Source organism: Lentimicrobiaceae bacterium (genome assembly GCA_028697555.1).
Taxonomy (GTDB): domain Bacteria; phylum Bacteroidota; class Bacteroidia; order Bacteroidales; family UBA4417; genus UBA4417.
Map to the genome: position 1 here is coordinate 17,498 of JAQVEX010000026.1, position 17,778 is coordinate 35,275.

The 17,778-nt window shown below is 36.7% G+C and carries 25 protein-coding genes; 22 read left to right on the plus strand and 3 right to left on the minus strand.

The genetic code is table 11. The features are described from left to right. Window positions 1–156: 156 nt before the first annotated feature. Window positions 157–657, minus strand: a complete 501-nt coding sequence (locus PHP31_05525; protein ID MDD3738735.1) for a cytidine/deoxycytidylate deaminase family protein — start codon at window positions 655–657, stop codon at window positions 157–159. Between the two features lie 162 nt (window positions 658–819). Here PHP31_05525 and PHP31_05530 point away from each other — a divergent pair, with 162 nt between their 5' ends. Next, on the plus strand, window positions 820–2,667 hold the full coding sequence (locus tag PHP31_05530; GenBank protein MDD3738736.1) for a T9SS type A sorting domain-containing protein: 1,848 nt from the start codon (window positions 820–822) through the stop codon (window positions 2,665–2,667). A 92-nt stretch (window positions 2,668–2,759) separates the two neighbouring features. On the opposite strand, the gene pdxS is transcribed toward PHP31_05530, so the two are convergent. Continuing rightward, window positions 2,760–3,638 (minus strand): pyridoxal 5'-phosphate synthase lyase subunit PdxS, encoded by an 879-nt coding sequence (pdxS, locus tag PHP31_05535; GenBank protein ID MDD3738737.1) that lies wholly within the window; start codon window positions 3,636–3,638, stop codon window positions 2,760–2,762. 203 nt (window positions 3,639–3,841) lie between these two features. Further along, window positions 3,842–6,190 carry a M1 family aminopeptidase gene (locus PHP31_05540; GenBank protein ID MDD3738738.1) on the minus strand — a complete coding sequence of 783 codons (2,349 nt, stop codon included), beginning with the start codon at window positions 6,188–6,190 and terminating at the stop codon, window positions 3,842–3,844. Between the two features lie 426 nt (window positions 6,191–6,616). Between PHP31_05540 and rpsL the strand changes: the two genes are divergently transcribed. The 21 genes from rpsL to PHP31_05645 form a co-directional block, all read left to right on the plus strand. After that, entirely contained in the window at window positions 6,617–7,000 is a 384-nt protein-coding gene (rpsL, locus tag PHP31_05545; protein ID MDD3738739.1) for a 30S ribosomal protein S12, read from the plus strand. 25 nt (window positions 7,001–7,025) lie between these two features. Beyond that, window positions 7,026–7,496 (plus strand): 30S ribosomal protein S7, encoded by a 471-nt coding sequence (rpsG, locus tag PHP31_05550; protein ID MDD3738740.1) that lies wholly within the window; start codon window positions 7,026–7,028, stop codon window positions 7,494–7,496. Window positions 7,497–7,511: 15 nt separating this feature from the next. After that, complete coding sequence (gene fusA, locus PHP31_05555; GenBank protein ID MDD3738741.1) at window positions 7,512–9,608, plus strand: elongation factor G; 2,097 nt, start codon at window positions 7,512–7,514, stop codon at window positions 9,606–9,608. A gap of 28 nt (window positions 9,609–9,636) precedes the next feature. Continuing rightward, on the plus strand, window positions 9,637–9,942 hold the full coding sequence (gene rpsJ / locus PHP31_05560; GenBank protein ID MDD3738742.1) for a 30S ribosomal protein S10: 306 nt from the start codon (window positions 9,637–9,639) through the stop codon (window positions 9,940–9,942). A 38-nt stretch (window positions 9,943–9,980) separates the two neighbouring features. Then, complete coding sequence (rplC, locus tag PHP31_05565) at window positions 9,981–10,610, plus strand: 50S ribosomal protein L3 (protein ID MDD3738743.1); 630 nt, start codon at window positions 9,981–9,983, stop codon at window positions 10,608–10,610. After that, window positions 10,601–11,245, plus strand: a complete 645-nt coding sequence (rplD, locus tag PHP31_05570) for a 50S ribosomal protein L4 (protein ID MDD3738744.1) — start codon at window positions 10,601–10,603, stop codon at window positions 11,243–11,245. The genes rplC and rplD overlap by 10 nt, the downstream gene beginning before the upstream one ends. 6 nt (window positions 11,246–11,251) lie before the next feature. Next, window positions 11,252–11,542, plus strand: coding sequence for a 50S ribosomal protein L23 (rplW, locus tag PHP31_05575; GenBank protein ID MDD3738745.1), 291 nt, complete (start codon window positions 11,252–11,254; stop codon window positions 11,540–11,542). Window positions 11,543–11,559: 17 nt separating this feature from the next. After that, window positions 11,560–12,384 carry a 50S ribosomal protein L2 gene (rplB, locus tag PHP31_05580; GenBank protein ID MDD3738746.1) on the plus strand — a complete coding sequence of 275 codons (825 nt, stop codon included), beginning with the start codon at window positions 11,560–11,562 and terminating at the stop codon, window positions 12,382–12,384. 23 nt (window positions 12,385–12,407) lie between these two features. Continuing rightward, a complete protein-coding gene (rpsS, locus tag PHP31_05585) occupies window positions 12,408–12,677 on the plus strand; it encodes a 30S ribosomal protein S19 (GenBank protein MDD3738747.1) in 270 nt (89 codons plus the stop codon). A gap of 30 nt (window positions 12,678–12,707) precedes the next feature. Then, on the plus strand, window positions 12,708–13,157 hold the full coding sequence (gene rplV, locus PHP31_05590; protein ID MDD3738748.1) for a 50S ribosomal protein L22: 450 nt from the start codon (window positions 12,708–12,710) through the stop codon (window positions 13,155–13,157). An 18-nt stretch (window positions 13,158–13,175) separates the two neighbouring features. Then, entirely contained in the window at window positions 13,176–13,916 is a 741-nt protein-coding gene (rpsC, locus tag PHP31_05595) for a 30S ribosomal protein S3 (protein MDD3738749.1), read from the plus strand. A gap of 40 nt (window positions 13,917–13,956) precedes the next feature. Further along, on the plus strand, window positions 13,957–14,385 hold the full coding sequence (gene rplP / locus PHP31_05600) for a 50S ribosomal protein L16 (GenBank protein ID MDD3738750.1): 429 nt from the start codon (window positions 13,957–13,959) through the stop codon (window positions 14,383–14,385). A 39-nt stretch (window positions 14,386–14,424) separates the two neighbouring features. Further along, window positions 14,425–14,631, plus strand: a complete 207-nt coding sequence (rpmC, locus tag PHP31_05605; GenBank protein MDD3738751.1) for a 50S ribosomal protein L29 — start codon at window positions 14,425–14,427, stop codon at window positions 14,629–14,631. A 16-nt stretch (window positions 14,632–14,647) separates the two neighbouring features. Then, a complete protein-coding gene (gene rpsQ / locus PHP31_05610) occupies window positions 14,648–14,905 on the plus strand; it encodes a 30S ribosomal protein S17 (protein MDD3738752.1) in 258 nt (85 codons plus the stop codon). 5 nt (window positions 14,906–14,910) lie between these two features. After that, entirely contained in the window at window positions 14,911–15,279 is a 369-nt protein-coding gene (gene rplN / locus PHP31_05615) for a 50S ribosomal protein L14 (GenBank protein MDD3738753.1), read from the plus strand. A gap of 12 nt (window positions 15,280–15,291) precedes the next feature. Further along, window positions 15,292–15,612, plus strand: coding sequence for a 50S ribosomal protein L24 (rplX, locus tag PHP31_05620; protein MDD3738754.1), 321 nt, complete (start codon window positions 15,292–15,294; stop codon window positions 15,610–15,612). Further along, window positions 15,612–16,160 (plus strand): 50S ribosomal protein L5, encoded by a 549-nt coding sequence (rplE, locus tag PHP31_05625; GenBank protein MDD3738755.1) that lies wholly within the window; start codon window positions 15,612–15,614, stop codon window positions 16,158–16,160. Before rplX ends, rplE begins: the two co-directional genes overlap by 1 nt. Before the next feature lie 12 nt (window positions 16,161–16,172). After that, window positions 16,173–16,442: a 30S ribosomal protein S14 gene (gene rpsN / locus PHP31_05630; GenBank protein ID MDD3738756.1), complete on the plus strand. Its 270-nt coding sequence runs from the start codon at window positions 16,173–16,175 to the stop codon at window positions 16,440–16,442. 36 nt (window positions 16,443–16,478) lie between these two features. Further along, window positions 16,479–16,877: a 30S ribosomal protein S8 gene (rpsH, locus tag PHP31_05635; protein ID MDD3738757.1), complete on the plus strand. Its 399-nt coding sequence runs from the start codon at window positions 16,479–16,481 to the stop codon at window positions 16,875–16,877. 21 nt (window positions 16,878–16,898) lie between these two features. Beyond that, window positions 16,899–17,456, plus strand: a complete 558-nt coding sequence (gene rplF / locus PHP31_05640) for a 50S ribosomal protein L6 (protein ID MDD3738758.1) — start codon at window positions 16,899–16,901, stop codon at window positions 17,454–17,456. Between the two features lie 24 nt (window positions 17,457–17,480). Next, window positions 17,481–17,778, plus strand: a 298-nt coding sequence (locus PHP31_05645) for a 50S ribosomal protein L18 (protein MDD3738759.1), incomplete at its 3' end; no start/stop codon positions are given.

Consider the following 17,778-nt stretch of genomic DNA (forward strand, 5'->3'; position numbering starts at 1 on the left):
TTTAATATCGGAACTTCATATTCTAACCAAACTTGGGATTACAAGTTAATGTATTATAGCCCTGACATTGACTACAAATTTGGTTTTTAAGCATTTCTTCAAGTTGAAAAAGACTAAGTAAACTCGCACGTACTTTACTGCAACAATTTACACAAGCTATTTCTGCTGCTCATATTCCAAAACGTCGGGGTTGACGTATTCAAGTTTAATTCCAACCTGTGCAAACATTTCCTCCGATTCGCTTCCGGTGTGGTATCTGTACTCACACACAACTCTTTTTATACCACAATTAATAATAAGCATAGCACATGTACGGCAAGGAGTCATTTTGCAGTATAGTGTAGCACCATCAAGGGCTATACCTAACTTGGCTGCCTGACAAATTGCATTCTGCTCGGCGTGTACAGTCCTTACGCAATGGTTAGTTACTGTACCGTCTTCGTGAGTAGTTTTTTTAAATAAATGTCCCACATCGTCACAGTGTGGCAAACCAACGGGAGAACCCACATAGCCGGTTACCAATATTTGTTTGTTTTTTGCAATTACACAACCGCTTCTGCCTCTATCGCAGGTTGCACGCTTGGCTATGGTTTTGCTTACCTCCATAAAATATTCGTCCCACGAAGGACGCACATATTTTTCACTTTTTTCTGACATGATAAACTTATTTATATAGTGCTAAATATATTTTTTTTGGTGTATAATACTGTTTGCAAAATTAATAATTATCGCAATTATTAAATAATTTAATAAAAAGTTGATTAAATAAATAGAAAAAATATTATCTTTGTTAGATAATATTAACTAAATATCAAAAATATGAAAAAACTAATTACTTTAACATTAAGTTTATGCATTGGTATATTTGCCTTTGCTCAAACTGTTCTAATTACAGATGATTTTGAAAGCTACACAGTAGGACAAGGAATTGGTCAACAATGTGCAGGCAACCCGTGGACTACCTGGAGTGGAACTCTTGGTGGTTCCGAAGATGCAAAAGTGTCTAACGAACAGGCTTCAAACGGTACAAAATCATTAAAGGTTGTTACTAACAACGATTGTGTTTTGCTTTTGGGTGATAAAACCTCAGGCAGATACCATTACGACTTCAAAATGAGAATTCCAACAGGAAAAATGGGTTACTTTAACGTTTTGCAAGAATTTGCAGCTGCTAATAGTTTTTGGGGTTTACAAGTTACACTTGTAGGCGGAACGGCAACTGTTGACGCTTCAGCTGCAGCAGCAACTACATTTACCTACAATCACGACACTTGGATCCCTATGAGAGTTATTATCGACTTAGATGATGACTATGCTTCTTACTACGCTAACGACGAACACGTTTATAGCTATAAATGGTCATCGGGAGCTAATGGCGGTGGCGGACCTGTTAAAATAGGTGCCGGCGACTTTTACGGACACTCAACAGGTGGTGTGCAAGGAGAATACTTCATCGACGAACTTTCATTTACAGAAGTTGATCCTCTTGAAGCACCTTCAAACCTTGAGGCTAATTTGGTTGATAATACAATTAGTCTAACCTGGGATGCTCCAACTTCTATAGTACCTGATAGGTATCTTGTTTTAAGAAACGGAGTGATTATTGCCGACAATGTTACCACAACATCATATGACGATGTTCTTCCGGTTCCAACTTATCCTAACAATTACAAATATGTTGTTAAAGCATACAAAAATTTGTTAGGTTATTCAGGTTCTTCCAATATTGCAGAAGTTGCAATTCCCGGTGGAACAGATAGAGAAAAAGTCCTTACCGAAGTTGGTACAGGTTTATGGTGTCAATATTGTCCCGGAGTGGCTTTTGCAATCGATGATTTTATAGCAAATGGCAAAGACATTGCTCCTGTTAAGTACCACATCAACGACGAATACGAAAACCCTGACAACCTCTCTCGTGCTATGTTCTACGGTCTTGAGAATTTCCCAACTACAATATTTGACGGAGTTGAGAGAAAAGAGGGAGGTAATGCTCAACTATCGGTTTACGCATTCTTATTGCCTTTCTATGAAAATAGGGAGCAAATACCCTCAACTCACGAACTTACTGTTGAAATATCGGAGCTAACGCCAGATAATTATGTAGCAACTGTAACCGCAGAGCAACTACATGATTATTTCGCCAGCGACATATTTTTGTTTGCAGCTTTAACCGAAAGTCACATACCGCACAATTGGTTGGCAGGTATTACAGAACTTAATTATGTCAATCGTGCTATGTTCCCGTCAGGTACCGGTACTTATGTTAATTTTGCATCAGGTAATACCCAAGTTGTGCAATTAGACGTTAATTTAGATCCGGCTTTCGTAAAAGATAATTGTCAACTTGTTATTTGGTTGCAACATATGCCATCACAAGAGGTAATACAAACCAAATTAATAGACATGAAATATGTTTCTGTTAAAGATAAAGATCAGGTTGTGTTGAATATGTTCCCGAACCCAACTTCCAAATACTTGAATATAGAAGCTAATAATGTTAAACCTATTACATACATTATTACAGATATTAGAGGACAAGTTATCGTTCCTTCAACAGTAATGGAAGGCAACACCGCTAAGATAGATGTTTCTTCCTGGAAAACAGGTATGTATATTTTAAGAACAGATAACGGAACAGTTAAAAAATTCTCTGTAATTACTAAATAACGTTCTTATCGGATAGAATTTTTAATACCAAATAAATAGGGGTGGCTTCAAAACCACCCCTATTTATTTTCAAACTCTATGTAAATTAAAACTTACCAACCTCTGCCGGCAAATTTCTCGTCATCGTCCATTGTTGATATTCCAATTCCAACCATTGGTTCGCCAATGCCTTTCGAAGCTTCCATAACTTTAACAGGGTCTTTATAATTTGTTGTTGCCATTACAATTGCTTTTGCTCTTTTAACCGGATCACCCGATTTAAATATTCCCGAACCTACAAAAACACCATCGCAACCCAATTGCATCATAAGTGCAGCATCGGCAGGAGTAGCTATACCTCCGGCAGCAAAATTAACCACCGGCAAGCGATTTAGTTTGCGTACCTGTAGGGCAACATCGTATGGGATTCCGTTTACTTTGCAGAAAGGAATAACTTCGGCTTCGTCGAGTGTGCATAATATTTTAATGTCTTTATTCATCTGACGCATGTGTCTAACAGCTTCAACAACGTCGCCTGTGCCGGCTTCACCTTTTGTACGTATCATCGATGCACCTTCGGCAATACGACGTGCGGCTTCGCCTAAATTACGTGCTCCACAAACAAAAGGAGTCTTAAATGCACGCTTGTCAATATGGTTTTCTTCGTCGGCAGGTGTTAAAACCTCACTCTCATCAATAAAATCTATTTTTAAAGTTTCAAGAATCTGAGCCTCAACAAAATGACCAATTCTTACTTTTGCCATTACCGGAATAGAAACGCTTGCTTGTATTTTTGTTATCATTTCAGGATCGGACATGCGAGCTACACCTCCGTCTTTTCTAATATCGGCAGGTACACGTTCCAATGCCATAACCGCTACAGCCCCCGCATCTTCAGCTATCTTGGCTTGTTCGGGGTTTGTAACATCCATAATAACTCCACCCTTCAGTGCTTCAACTAATTGTGAATGTGATTCATATGTTCTTTTCATTTTATCTATTTTTAATTGTTTTTGTTTAAATAATCGTGCAAAGTTATGTTATTTTTATAATTGCTTAATCTTAATTAAATATAAACTTGGTTTAATGGACAAAAGTGATGCTTTTTTTTATGGAGAAGTGTCTATCAATAAACACTTTTAGGTGTTGTATGTACAGATAGAAATACATGAAGACAATAATTATATAACTAAAGTTATCTCCGACTACGTATTGCTTTTTGCGAATCTATTAATTTTCCGTTTTTGTCAAACAGAACAATAATATAATTGCCATATATATCACTATTGGGTTGCCATTTTATAGTCGACCGGTCGGGAATATATTTTTGCGAGAAAACCAATTTGCCTTCCGAATCGAATATTTTAATATATCCATCACTTTTGTAATTCGATATAATATTAAAATGTTCGCTTGTAGGATTAGGGTATATATTTATTATCGATTTTTCTACCTTACTAATATAGCTATCATCGGTATTCAAATAATTATAATCCCATGCGGCAAACGTGTATTCACCGGGCTTAAGCGTATCAATAGTAATATTTCCACCCATCCATGTGCCACTTATATTAAAGTTAATAGGCGACCAATCTTTACTAGCGTTAATTCTGTACAGCATGACAATGGAATCGTTGCGATTTTGTGTTAGGTTAAGTTCAAATCCTTGCGTTTTCGTGTACGGGAATTTGCCGCTTGTAACAAACCCTTCGGGAAAAACACCTTCAATAGTCCAATATCTGGTATCCGAAAGCCTAAGTCCTTTAATGTTGTTTTTCAAACTATCGGGAGCAACCCAGTTGTGAGTAACTCTAACCAAAGCCGAGTCGGTAATGTTGGTTGTATTTATACTCATAAATGTTTCGGGAAAATTGTAAGCCCCAACTTGTTTAATAATCACTGCTTCGTCTGTTGTAGCGTCAGAAATTTTTTCGTTGTAGTCAATCATAGTAGCAACAGGTTCAAAAGCCATGTAAAACTTCTTTTTTCCTGTTGCACCCGAAAAAATCATAGTATCGGTATAAAACTGCCATGTGTTTGAAACAAAGGTGATTTCAACATGATTGTCGTTGGCGTAATTCGGTAGTTCTTTAAGTCTTTGTCTGACTGTTACTTCAACTTCGCTGTGTGGGCAAGTCGGAGAAATAACTATAGAATCAATCGAAAAATGCGGAAACCCCGGCGATTCAACCCAAGTTTCAAAAAACGGTGCCATATCAATGCCTGTGTGCAATGTCAAAAAATTCTTTAAAGTATCGGACGATGCGTGGCTATATTTATATGTATTTATATACTCTTTAACAGCATCGAAGAAAATGCTGTCGCCTAAGTAGTTTCTAAGCGTATGAACAACCTGTCCGCCTTTATCGTAAACGGTACTGCCATATGTAAGCGTTTCGGGTATGTCGTAAAGTGCGTAATAACCTCCGTCTGTCTTGTGTGTTTTAAGCAAAACATCTTTTAGTTTTTTACGCATGTTGTTTTTATACGCATCTTTTCCATACAAAAATTCCTTATAAAGCGATTCGCACCATACAGCCCAACCTTCGTTGAGCCACATATGTCCGGCACTCGAGCAAGTTACTGCATCACCAAACCACATGTGCGACAACTCATGAGCATACCACCATTCCAAGTCGGTATTGCCACTCCAGCCCGAGTATGGATAGCTTATATTGGCGGCATGTTCCATAGCCCCATTTGATGTAGCTGTGAACCCAATGCGTTCAAAAGGGTAGGCACCAAAGCAGTCTTCAAAAATGGATGTAATCTCTTTTAAATTAACAAAAGTAGATGCAATTCTCGCTGTATCGCCAGCTCTACAGGTAAAGGTAATTGGAACGGTGTCGTATTGTCCTACAAAGGAATCTTCAATTGTGAAATATTTCCCAATACTCGCCGATATTAAATATGTTGGCAAAGTATGTTCGGTTTTCCAGTGCCAAGTAGTAGTTCCGTTTCCGTTATCAATAGTATCATATAAAAAACCGCCGCTTGTCGCTTGTTTATCGTTGCTTGTTGTAATCAGCACATCAAATAAAGCTCTATCGGTAAAATTATCAAAACATGGAAACCAAGCTTTGCCTAAATTATGAGGGATAGAGCTAAAACCTACACCCAAATTATAAGCAAAATCGCCGGCAAAATGAAAGCCGCCCCAACCCGATAAATCAATAAAAGGAGTTCCATGATAATAAACCAAAATGTTTACGGTGTCATTTTGTTGAAAATTTTGCGAAAAGTTAACAGTTAATACACCGTCTGTGTGAGTATAATTATTATTCCTAACATTATTAACAAATACGGAATCTACATTTAAAGATAACAGTTCTAAACATACCTTATTAATATTGTTTTTCAAACATAATGCCTTAACATTTGTGTTGGCTGTTAATGTCTTTTCTGCGGTGTTTACTTCAGTCAGTTTTATTTCGTAATGAATAGCATCAAAGTCCTGAGTACTACAAGTAGCGTTTTGAGATTTTAAAGAAATTGAGACAATTAGTGTTAAAAAAAGAGTAAAAACTGTAAACCTTTTATTCATAATAATATGTTTTATTTTGATTAATAATTTTCATTGGTCAACAAAAATACAAATCGCCGGATATTTTCACTAAAATCAGCGATAAAATAAAAAAAGTAAAAAAAAATGTGATAATGTTTGTCATTTATAAAAAAATGTTTACTTTTGCAAACTCTAAAAAAAGTGATTGGTAAAAATCACTTTAGATAAATAGGACTTTAAATTTGTCCGAGAAACCTGATGAAGTAAGACGTTATAGGTTTCAAAACATAAATAAGACAACCGTCTTTTGCTCGCAGAAGCCTCTTATGTTTTGGTCTTACATTCACCTCTGTGTCTCAACAATTTTCAGTCAATTTATTTAAAAAAGGTTTAGAGCTTTTTTTAGAAGTAATAAATTTAGCAATATGCTAACTTAAATAAAAATAAAACAAATAAATAATTAATATGCCTACAATTGCACAATTGGTTCGTAAAGGACGTAAAAAGATGACTTACAAAAGCAAGTCGCCTGCGTTAGATTCATGCCCACAGCGTAGAGGAGTTTGCACTAGGGTATATACCACTACTCCTAAAAAGCCTAACTCAGCTATGCGAAAAGTTGCCAGAGTAAGGTTAACCAATCAAAAAGAAGTTAACGCTTACATACCCGGCGAAGGACATAATTTGCAGGAGCACTCAATTGTATTAATAAGAGGAGGTCGTGTTAAAGACCTTCCCGGAGTTCGTTATCACGTTATACGTGGTGCAGCCGACACCTCGGGAGTTGAAGGAAGAACACAAAGACGTTCTAAATACGGAGCCAAACGCCCAAAACAAGCAAGTAAGTAAAAATTATATCCAATATTAAGTAGATATGAGAAAGTCAAAACCAAAGAAACGTCTTATTCAACCGGATCCAAAATTTCACGAAACGGTTGTAACTAAGTTTGTTAATAATATTATGCAATGCGGTAAGAAGAGCTACGCATACGAAATTTTTTACGATGCATTGGATATTGTTGGCGAAAGAATAAAAGACGAACAACCGTTAGAAGTATGGAAAAAAGCACTTGCTAATGTAACTCCACAAGTTGAAGTTAGAAGTAGGAGAATTGGAGGTGCAACATTTCAGATACCTTCCGAAATACCACCAGCCAGAAAACAGTCAATCGGCATGAAAAACATGATTACTTTCGCTCGCAAACGCCACGAAAAATCTATGGCGGCTAAGTTGGCTAACGAAATTTTGGCTGCGTACAAAGAAGAAGGTGCTGCTTTTAAACGTAAAGAAGATATTCACAGAATGGCAGAAGCTAATAAAGCATTCTCGCATTTCAGATTTTAATATTCATTTATAGTAATGGCTACAACTGAAAAATTAATACATACACGCAATATTGGCATTATGGCTCATATTGACGCCGGTAAAACTACAACTACCGAGCGTATATTGTATTATGCAGGTCGTAGCTATAAATTAGGCGAAGTTCACGATGGTACTGCTACTATGGACTGGATGGTGCAAGAGCAGGAGAGAGGTATTACTATTACTTCGGCAGCTACCACAGTTAAATGGAACTTCAATAACAATGAATATACATATAATATAATTGATACTCCCGGACACGTCGATTTTACTGTTGAAGTCGAACGTTCTCTGAGAGTTTTAGACGGAGCTGTAGCCATATTTTGTGCCGTTGGCGGAGTTGAGCCTCAAAGCGAAACAGTTTGGAAACAAGCCGATAAGTACAAAGTTCCACGCATATGCTACGTCAACAAAATGGATAGGTTAGGAGCCGATTTCTTTTCAGTTGTTAATCAAATTGAAGACAGATTAGGAGCAAATCCTATTGTTATGCAAATTCCTATCGGAGTTGAAGCCGATTTCGTAGGAGTTATTGATTTGGTTACTAATAAAGCTTATGTTTGGGACGAATCCGATGAGAGATCCTTCGAAATACTTGAAGTTCCTGAAGAATACAAAGAAATTACAGAAAAATACAGAAACGCATTAATAGAAGGTGTAGCCGAAGAAGATGTTTCTCTAATGGAGAGATTTTTTGAAGATAACAATTCCATTACTACAGACGAAATTATTAAGTTTGTTCGTAAAGCCACAGTTGATATGCGAATTACTCCCGTTTTCTGTGGAGCTTCATTTAAAAACAAAGGCATACAACCTCTTTTAGATGCCATTGCAGCATATTTGCCTAATCCTTACGAAATACCACCGGCTGAAGGTATTGACCCAAATACCGGTAAAGTTGTGGTAAAAAATGCAGATGCCAATGAACCTTTTGCAGCTTTGGCGTTCAAAATTGCTACCGACCCCAATGTTGGTCGCGTTGCATTTTTTAGAGTTTATTCAGGAACGGTTCATTCAGGCAGTTACGTTTTAAACTGTAGTACAGGAAAAAGAGAACGTATATCTCGAATTATGAAAGTTCACGCCAACAAGCAAGAGCCGGTCGAAAGCATAGAGGCAGGCGATATAGGCGTTGCAGTTGGTTTTAAAACTATCAGAACAGGTGATACACTTTGCGATGAAAAACATCCGGTTATTTTAGAATCAATCACATTCCCCGAACCGGTTGTAAGTATAGCCGTTGAGCCTAAAACTAAAGACGATGTTGATAAGTTGGATATAGCATTGGCAAAACTTGCCGAGGAAGATCCAACTTTTATTGTTAAGGTAAACGAAGAAACCGGACAAACCGTTATTTCGGGTATGGGCGAACTTCACCTTGATGTTTTGGTCGACAGATTGAAGAGAGAATTTAATATAGCAGTCAATAGCGGTAAACCGCAAGTTTCGTATCGCGAGGCTGTTACTAGAACCATACATCATAAAGAAGTTTACAAAAGACAAACAGGCGGCAAAGGAAAATTCGCTGATATTGAATTTGAAATGGGTCCCGTTGACGAAGGTTTTACTGGCTTGCAATTTATCAATGATGTTAAAGGTGGAAACATTCCTAAGGAATTTATACCAGCTATACAAAAAGGTTTCGAGTTAGCCATGAGAAATGGACCTGTTGCCGGATATGCTATGGAAAGTCTAAAAGTAAGACTGATAGACGGCTCATATCACACAGTTGATAGCGATTCTTTGGCTTTCGAAATATGTGCACGTATAGCCTTCAGAGAAGCAGCTAAAAAGGCAGAACCGGTATTGTTAGAACCCATTATGAAATTGGTTGTAATTTCACCCGACGATTATGTAGGTGATGTTACCGGCGACCTTAACAAACGTCGCTCCGTACTCGAAGGCGTTGATGCAAAAATCAAATACCAAGTTATTAGAGCAAGAGTTCCTTTGGCAGAAATGTTCGGATATATAACCAAATTAAGGTCTTTAACGTCAGGACGAGCTGCTGCCAGTATGGAGTTTTTAGAATATCAACAAGTTCCGGAATTTCTTTCCGAAGATTTAATAAAAAAATTAAAAGGTTATTAATTAATCGTTAACATAAAAATAAAAAGTAGTGAATCAAAGGATTAGAATAAAATTAAAGTCATACGATCATAACTTAGTCGACAAATCGGCTGAAAAAATCGTAAAAACCGTAAAAGTAACCGGTGCAGTTGTTAATGGTCCTATACCATTACCAACACATAAAAAAATATACACTGTGTTACGCTCTACATTCGTTAACAAGAAGTCGCGCGAACAATTCGAGCTATCTTCACACAAACGTTTGTTAGATATATACAGTTCTACATCACAAACAATCGACGCTTTGATGAAGTTAGAATTACCAAGCGGTGTTGAAGTTGAAATTAAGATTTAATTCGATAAAAAAATACATTAACATAATATCTCGATATAATGTCAGGAATTATTGGAAAAAAAATAGGAATGACCAGTTTATTTGATGCCGAGGGTAGAAATATCCCTTGCACCATAATAGAAGCAGGTCCGTGTTATGTAACACAAATTAAGACAAAAGAAACCGATGGGTACGAGGCAATTCAGTTATCATTCGACGAAAAAGACGAAAAGCGTTCTAATAAGCCTGAAATCGGACACTTTAAAAAAGCAGGTACTACACCCAAAAAGTTTGTAGCCGAATTTACACGTTTTAAAGGTTCAGAAAGGAAAGCATTTGGCGAAGTTATTAAAGCCGATATTTTTGTTGAAGGAGAATATATTGATGTTGTTGGCATTTCCAAAGGTAAAGGTTTCCAAGGAGTTGTTAAACGTCATGGATATTCGGGTGTTGGAGAGCAATCGCACGGACAGCACAATCGTTTGCGTTCACCAGGATCAATAGGAGCTTCATCCTACCCGGGCAGAGTATTCAAAGGTAAACGAATGGCTGGTCAAATGGGAAATAAAAGAGTTAAAATGATTAACTTAGAAATAGTAAAAGTTGTTCCGGAAGAAAACTTAGTTATTGTTAAAGGTTCAGTACCCGGAGCTAATGGTTCATACGTAATTTTAGAAAGATGGAACTAGCAGTATATAATATTAAAGGAGAAGAAACAGGCAGAAAGCTCAAACTTAACGAGCAGGTATTCAGCATTGAGCCTAACGACCATGCTATTTATTTGGATGTAAAACAATACATGGCAAATTTAAGACAAGGTACACACTCAACGCTTGAAGTTTCGACAATTAGTGGAAGTACCAGAAAACTTAAACGTCAAAAAGGTACAGGTGGAGCCAGAGCAGGTAGCATTAAGTCTCCTATTTTCAGAGGCGGTGCTCGCACATTCGGACCACAACCTAGAGTTTATAACTTTAAGCTGAATAAAAAACTTAAAAAGATTGCTCGTTTGTCGGCATTGTCGTACAAAATGAAAGAAGGTTCAATTAAAATTGTAGAAGATTTTACATTAGAAACCCCAAAAACAAAAGCATATCTTGATATTTTAAAATCATTGCAAGTTGATAATAGAAAATCATTGATGGTTCTGCCTCAAAAAGATGAAAACGTAGTATTATCATCACGCAATATTCAGAATGCAAGAGTTATGAGAGCTTCTGATATTAATACCTACGAAATTTTAAGAGCTAAATATTTAGTATTAACCGAATCGTCGGTTAAGCAAATAGAACAAGCTTACGATACAAACAACGACCAAAATTAATCAGACATGAGTATTATAATTAAACCAGTTATAACTGAAAAGATGACAGTTCAAGGCGAAAAGCTTGAAAAATATGGTTTTATTGTCGATAAAAGGGCAAATAAAATCCAGATTAAAAAAGCTGTAGAAGAACTTTACGGGGTTCAGGTAACCAACGTAAACACCATGAACTTTTCGGGGAAATCTAAATCCAGATATACAAAATCTGGCTTTATTTCAGGTCGTACAAACGCATACAAAAAAGCGATTGTGTCGATAGCCGAAGGAGAAATAATTGATTTTTTTAGCAACATTTAAAAGTATTTTAAGAGAAAATGGCACTTAAAAAATATAAACCCACAACACCAGGACAACGCTTCAAAGTTATCAGCAACTTTGAAGAAATAACCACATCGGTTCCTGAAAAAAGCCTATTGCAAGCTCAAAAGAGAAGTGGCGGAAGAAACAATAGCGGAAAAATGACTATGCGTAATTTAGGTGGCGGTAGTAAACAAAAATACCGTATCATCGACTTTAAACGCGATAAAGAAAATATACCCGCAGTTGTTAAAACAATAGAATACGACCCAAACAGAAGCAGTAGGATAGCATTGTTGTTTTACGCCGATGGCGAAAAAAGATATATAATAGCACCTCAAGGAATAAAAGTAGGTCAAACTGTTGAGTCAGGCAAAGGTGTTAGCCCCGATGTTGGAAATGCTCTATATTTGAGCGAAATTCCTTTCGGTACAGTAATTCATAATATAGAATTACGTCCCGGTCAAGGTGCAAAACTTGTCAGAAGCGCAGGCTCCGGAGCACAGCTTATGTCTCGCGATGGGAAATATGCAATTATTAAAATGCCATCAGGCGAAACACGCATGATTTTACAAGCTTGTAAAGCAACAGTAGGCTCTGTTTCCAATTCCGAGCACAGCTTAGAAAAATCGGGTAAAGCAGGTAGAACACGTTGGCTTGGCAGAAGACCAAGAGTACGTGGTGTTGCTATGAACCCGGTTGATCACCCAATGGGTGGTGGCGAAGGTAAAGCATCAGGCGGACAACCTCGCTCAAGAAATGGTATGCCGGCTAAAGGTTATAGAACTCGTTCTAAAACTAAAGCTTCTAATAAATATATCATCGAAAGAAGAAAAAAATAAAAAATTAATATAAACAGCATAATATGAGCCGTTCATTAAAAAAAGGTTACTACGTTGACTACAAATTAGAGAAAAAAGTAGATGAAGCTATTAACAGCAAGAAAAAAGTTGTAATCAAAACTTGGTCAAGAGCTTCGACAATCACTCCTGATTTTGTAGGACAGACTATCGCAGTACACAATGGAAATAAATTTATTCCTGTATACGTTACCGAAAATATGGTTGGACATAAGCTAGGAGAATTTAGTCCTACCCGTATCTTTAGAGGACACGCAGGAAGTAAAAAGAAATAAAGATAAAAGGAACTAAAAAAGTATAAAACTATGGGTTCAAGAAAACATATAACAGCAACAGACCGAAAAGAAGCAAATAAAGAATTATATTTTGCTAAGCTAAATAATTGTCCATCTTCGCCAAGAAAAATGCGACTAGTTGCAAATATGATTAGAGGTAAAAATGTACACGAAGCCTTGTATATTTTACAACACATGCCTAACTACGGAGCAGGAAAACTCTATAAATTAGTAAAATCGGCGTTGGCAAATTGGCAGGTTAAAAATGAAGGCGTTAGAATGGAAGATAGCAACTTGTACATCAGCGAAATTAGGGTAGATCAGGGAGCAACGCTTAAAAGAATTAAACCGGCTCCTCACGGTCGTGCTCACAGAATAAGAAAACGCTCAAATCATGTTACGGTTTATATCGATAGCAGAAATATTAATGCTGTTGAAAATGAAATCGTAGAAACAGAAACAAAAACAGATAAAGAATAAACAATATTATAAATCTCTATGGGACAAAAAACTAATCCAATCGGTAATAGGTTAGGCATCATTAAAGGATGGGAGTCTAACTGGTATGGTGGAAAAGATTATTCATCAAAGCTTGTAGAAGACGATAAAATTCGTAAATATCTTAATGTTCGTCTCTCAAATGCCGGTATTTCTCGAATTATTATCGAACGAACACTAAAATTAGTAACCGTTACTATCAACACCGACAAACCTGGTATGATTATAGGTAAAGGCGGTCTTGAAGTTGATAAACTTAAAGAAGAGTTGAAAAAACTCACTCAAAAAGAGGTTCAAATAAATATATCGGAAATAAAACGCCCCGAATTAGATGCTATACTTGTTGGAAATTCCATAGCTCGCCAGTTAGAAGGTCGTGTTTCGTACCGAAGAGCTATTAAAACGGCAATATCTAACGCAATGCGTTCGGGAGCCCAAGGTATAAAAGTTCAAATATCGGGCAGGTTAGGTGGTGCAGAAATGGCGCGTAGCGAACACTTTAAAGAAGGCAGAATACCATTGCATACCTTAAGAGCCGATATTGATTATTCAGCTAGCGAAGCGCATACCACATACGGACGTCTTGGTATTAAAACATGGATATGTAAAGGCGAAATTTATGGTAAAGTTGACCTAGTACCTGGAGCCGAAGCAGGAGCTAAAGGAAAACCGTCGGGATTTGGCGGACAAGGCGGAAGAGGAGCAGGAAGACGTGATAGAGACAGACGCCCAAGAAAATAATTATTAATAAAGTTTTCATCATCAGAAAAAATAAGTAAAAATGTTACAACCTAAGAGAACAAAATATAGAAGGCAGCAAAAAGGCAAGATGAAAGGTAATGCTAAAAGAGGATACGAATTAGCATTTGGAACATATGCAATAAAGGCTTTAGACGAGACCTGGATTACAGGACGTCAAATTGAAGCTGCTCGTCAGGCAATTACTCGTTATATGAAACGTGAAGGACAGTTATGGATTAGAATATTTCCGGATAAGCCTGTAACTAAAAAACCAGCCGAAGTACGTATGGGTAAAGGTAAAGGTGCACCCGAATTGTTTGTTGCTTGCGTTACTCCAGGTAGAATCTTATTCGAGATAGACGGAGTTACACCGGAAATAGCCAAAGAAGCACTTCGCTTGGGAGCTCAAAAACTACCTATTGCGGTAAAATATGTCGTAAGAAAAGATTATGACCCAAATTTTGTTTAATTTTGCAAACTTGTTTATAAAAACAGAAAATATTAAATCATGAAACAGCAAGTTATTAGAGAATTGTCGACACCAGAGTTGATTGAACACTTAGAAACACACAGAGTTCAATTAAACAAGCTGAAAATGAATCATGCAGTTTCTCCTTTGGAGAACCCAAATAAAATAAAATCATATCGTAAAACTGTTGCCCGATTGGCTACAGAATTACAAAAGCGTAGAATCGCAGATAAACTTAATAAATAAAACCATAAAATATAGTATGGAAACTAGAAAATTAAGAAAAGAAAAAACCGGATTGGTTGTAAGTAATAAGATGGACAAATCTATTGTTGTTCAGGTTGAACGTCGTATTAAACACCCAATTTATGGAAAATTTGTCAAAAAAACATCTAGGTTTACAGCTCACGACGAAAATAACGAATGCAATGAAGGCGATACAGTTCTTATTGCAGAAACACGTCCTTTGAGCAAAACTAAATGTTGGAGACTAGTAGAAATTATTCAAAAGGCAAAATAATTATTATGATACAACAGGAATCAAGATTGATGGTTGCAGATAACAGCGGAGCTAAAGAAGTACTATGCATAAGAGTACTTGGCGGAACCGGTAGGAGATACGCTAGCGTTGGCGACAAAATTATCGTAACAGTAAAAAAAGCATTACCTTCGGGTAATATAAAGAAAGGGACTGTAAGTAAAGCTGTTATAGTCCGCACCAAAAAAGAAATTCGTCGTAAAGACGGTTCATACATACGCTTCGACGACAACGCCGTTGTTCTTATCAACAACGCCGGCGAAATGATCGGAACACGTATATTCGGACCCGTATCGCGCGAACTTCGTGAAAAACAATACATGAAAATTATCTCACTTGCACCAGAAGTGCTATAATAAAACTTAATTATGTCAAAAATATATATCAAAAAAGGTGACACCGTTATGGTTATAGCAGGCAACTCTAAAGGGAAAAAGGGTACCGTGCTAAATGTGTTGACCGACAAAAATAAAGCTATTGTCGAGGGAGTCAACGTCGTTAGTAAGCATACCAAACCTAATGCTAAAAACACTCAGGGAGGTATAGTTAAACTCGAAAAACCTATACACATCTCTAACCTTATGCTTATTGACGGTAATGGCAAACCTACTCGTGTCGGTTTTAAAAACGACGAAAAAAAGGATGTTAAAGTAAGAATTTCAAAAAATACAGGGGAGGTTATAAAATAATGGAATACAGACCAAGACTTAGAAAAAAATATAGTGAAGAGGTTGTCCCTGCAATGATGGAACAATTCCAATACACTAATAAGATGCAAGTCCCCAGACTATTGAAAATATGTCTAAATCAGGGATTAGGCACTGCTATTACCGACAAAAAAATAATTGAGGTAGGTGTTGAAGAAATGACAAGCATAGCCGGACAAAAAGCAGTACCCACAAAGTCTAGAAAAGACATTTCTAACTTTAAACTAAGACGTAATATGCCAATTGGCGTTAGAGTTACCCTTAGAGGAGATAGAATGTATGAATTTTTAGACAGATTAATTTCTATATCAATTCCGCGTGTTAGAGACTTTAGAGGTATTAATGCCAAAGGATTTGATGGTAGAGGTAATTTTACTATGGGTGTTACCGAACAAATTATTTTTCCCGAAATAGTTATAGATAAAGTTGTTAAAATTAATGGTATGGACATAACCTTTGTTACTACAGCTAACACTGATAAAGAATGTTATGCTTTACTCAAAGAATTTGGAATACCGTTTAAAAAATAATAAATAATAAGTATGGCAAAAGAATCAATAAAAGCTCGCGAAGTAAAACGCCAAAAAATGGTAGATAAATATGCAGCCAAAAGAGCCGAATTAAAAGCTGCAGGCGATTATGTAGGATTGCAAAAAATTCCTAGAAACGCATCGCCGGTTCGCCTTCATAACCGTTGCAAAATTTCAGGACGTCCCAAAGGATACATGCGTCAGTTTGGAATTTCGCGTATAGACTTTAGGTTTATGGCTCTCGAAGGTAAAATACCCGGTGTTAAAAAAGCTAGCTGGTAAAATAAATACGTATAATAATTAAATAAGATAAAAATGATAACAGATCCTATTGCAGATTATCTTACATATATCAGGAATGCCATTATGGCTAAGCATAGAGTAGTTGAAATACCTGCATCAAATTTGAAAAAAGAAATAACAAAAATTCTTTTCGACCAAGGTTATATTTTGAATTATAAGTTTGAAGATACCGATAACCACGTAGGTACAATAAAAATTGCTTTAAAGTATCATCCTATAACTAAACAACCGGCTATAACCAAAATTCAAAGAGCTAGCCGTCCAGGTTTACGTTTGTATGTTGGAAGCGAAAAACTACCACGCGTTTTAAACGGACTCGGTGTGGCAATCGTATCAACATCAAAAGGACTTATGACCGATAAAGAAGCTCGCAGAATGGGCATAGGCGGTGAAGTAATTTGTTATGTTAGTTAATATATAATTGGAGGAACTATTATGTCAAGAATTGGAAAATTACCTATATCAATACCTAAAGGGGTAGAAATAAAAGTTTCGGACGACAATGTTGTAACCGCAAAGGGAAGCAAAGGAGAACTTAGTCAGCAAGTTGCACCCGAAATTAAAATTAACATAGAAGACGGTGTTATGCATATCGAACGTGGTAACGACGACAAAACCCAAAGATCTCTGCACGGTTTGTATCGTTCACTTATTGCAAACATGGTTAAAGGAGTATCCGAAGGATTTACTACACAGTTAGAATTAGTTGGTGTTGGTTACAAAGCTACAACAACCGGACAGCTGCTCGAACTTTCGTTAGGATATTCGCATAACATATTTTTGTTACTTCCCGATGAAATAAAAGCTACTGCTGTTACCGAAAGAGGAAAAAACCCTATTATTACTCTTGAGTCGCACGATAAACAGCTTTTAGGTCAAGTTGTGGCAAAAATTCGTTCGTTCAGAAAACCTGAACCTTATAAAGGAAAGGGAGTTAAATTTGTAGGCGAAGAAATTAAACGTAAAGCTGGTAAATCAGCTACAGATAAATAATCATAGCATAAAAACAGTTTAATTATGGGAATTAAAGTAAATAAAGAATATAGACGCAACAAGATTAAACTACGCGTACGTAAAAAAATATCAGGTACTAACCAACGTCCCAGAATGTCGGTTTTTAGAAGTAACAAAGATATTTACGTTCAGCTTATCGACGATAGAACCGGTACAACATTATTATCAGCATCGTCGCGTCATGAAGATATAGATGCTCAAAAAATTACAAAAACCGAAAAAGCAAAGCTTGTAGGTAAATTAATAGCCGAAAAAGCAAAAGAGGCAGGAATAGATACTGTAGTTTTTGACCGTAACGGAT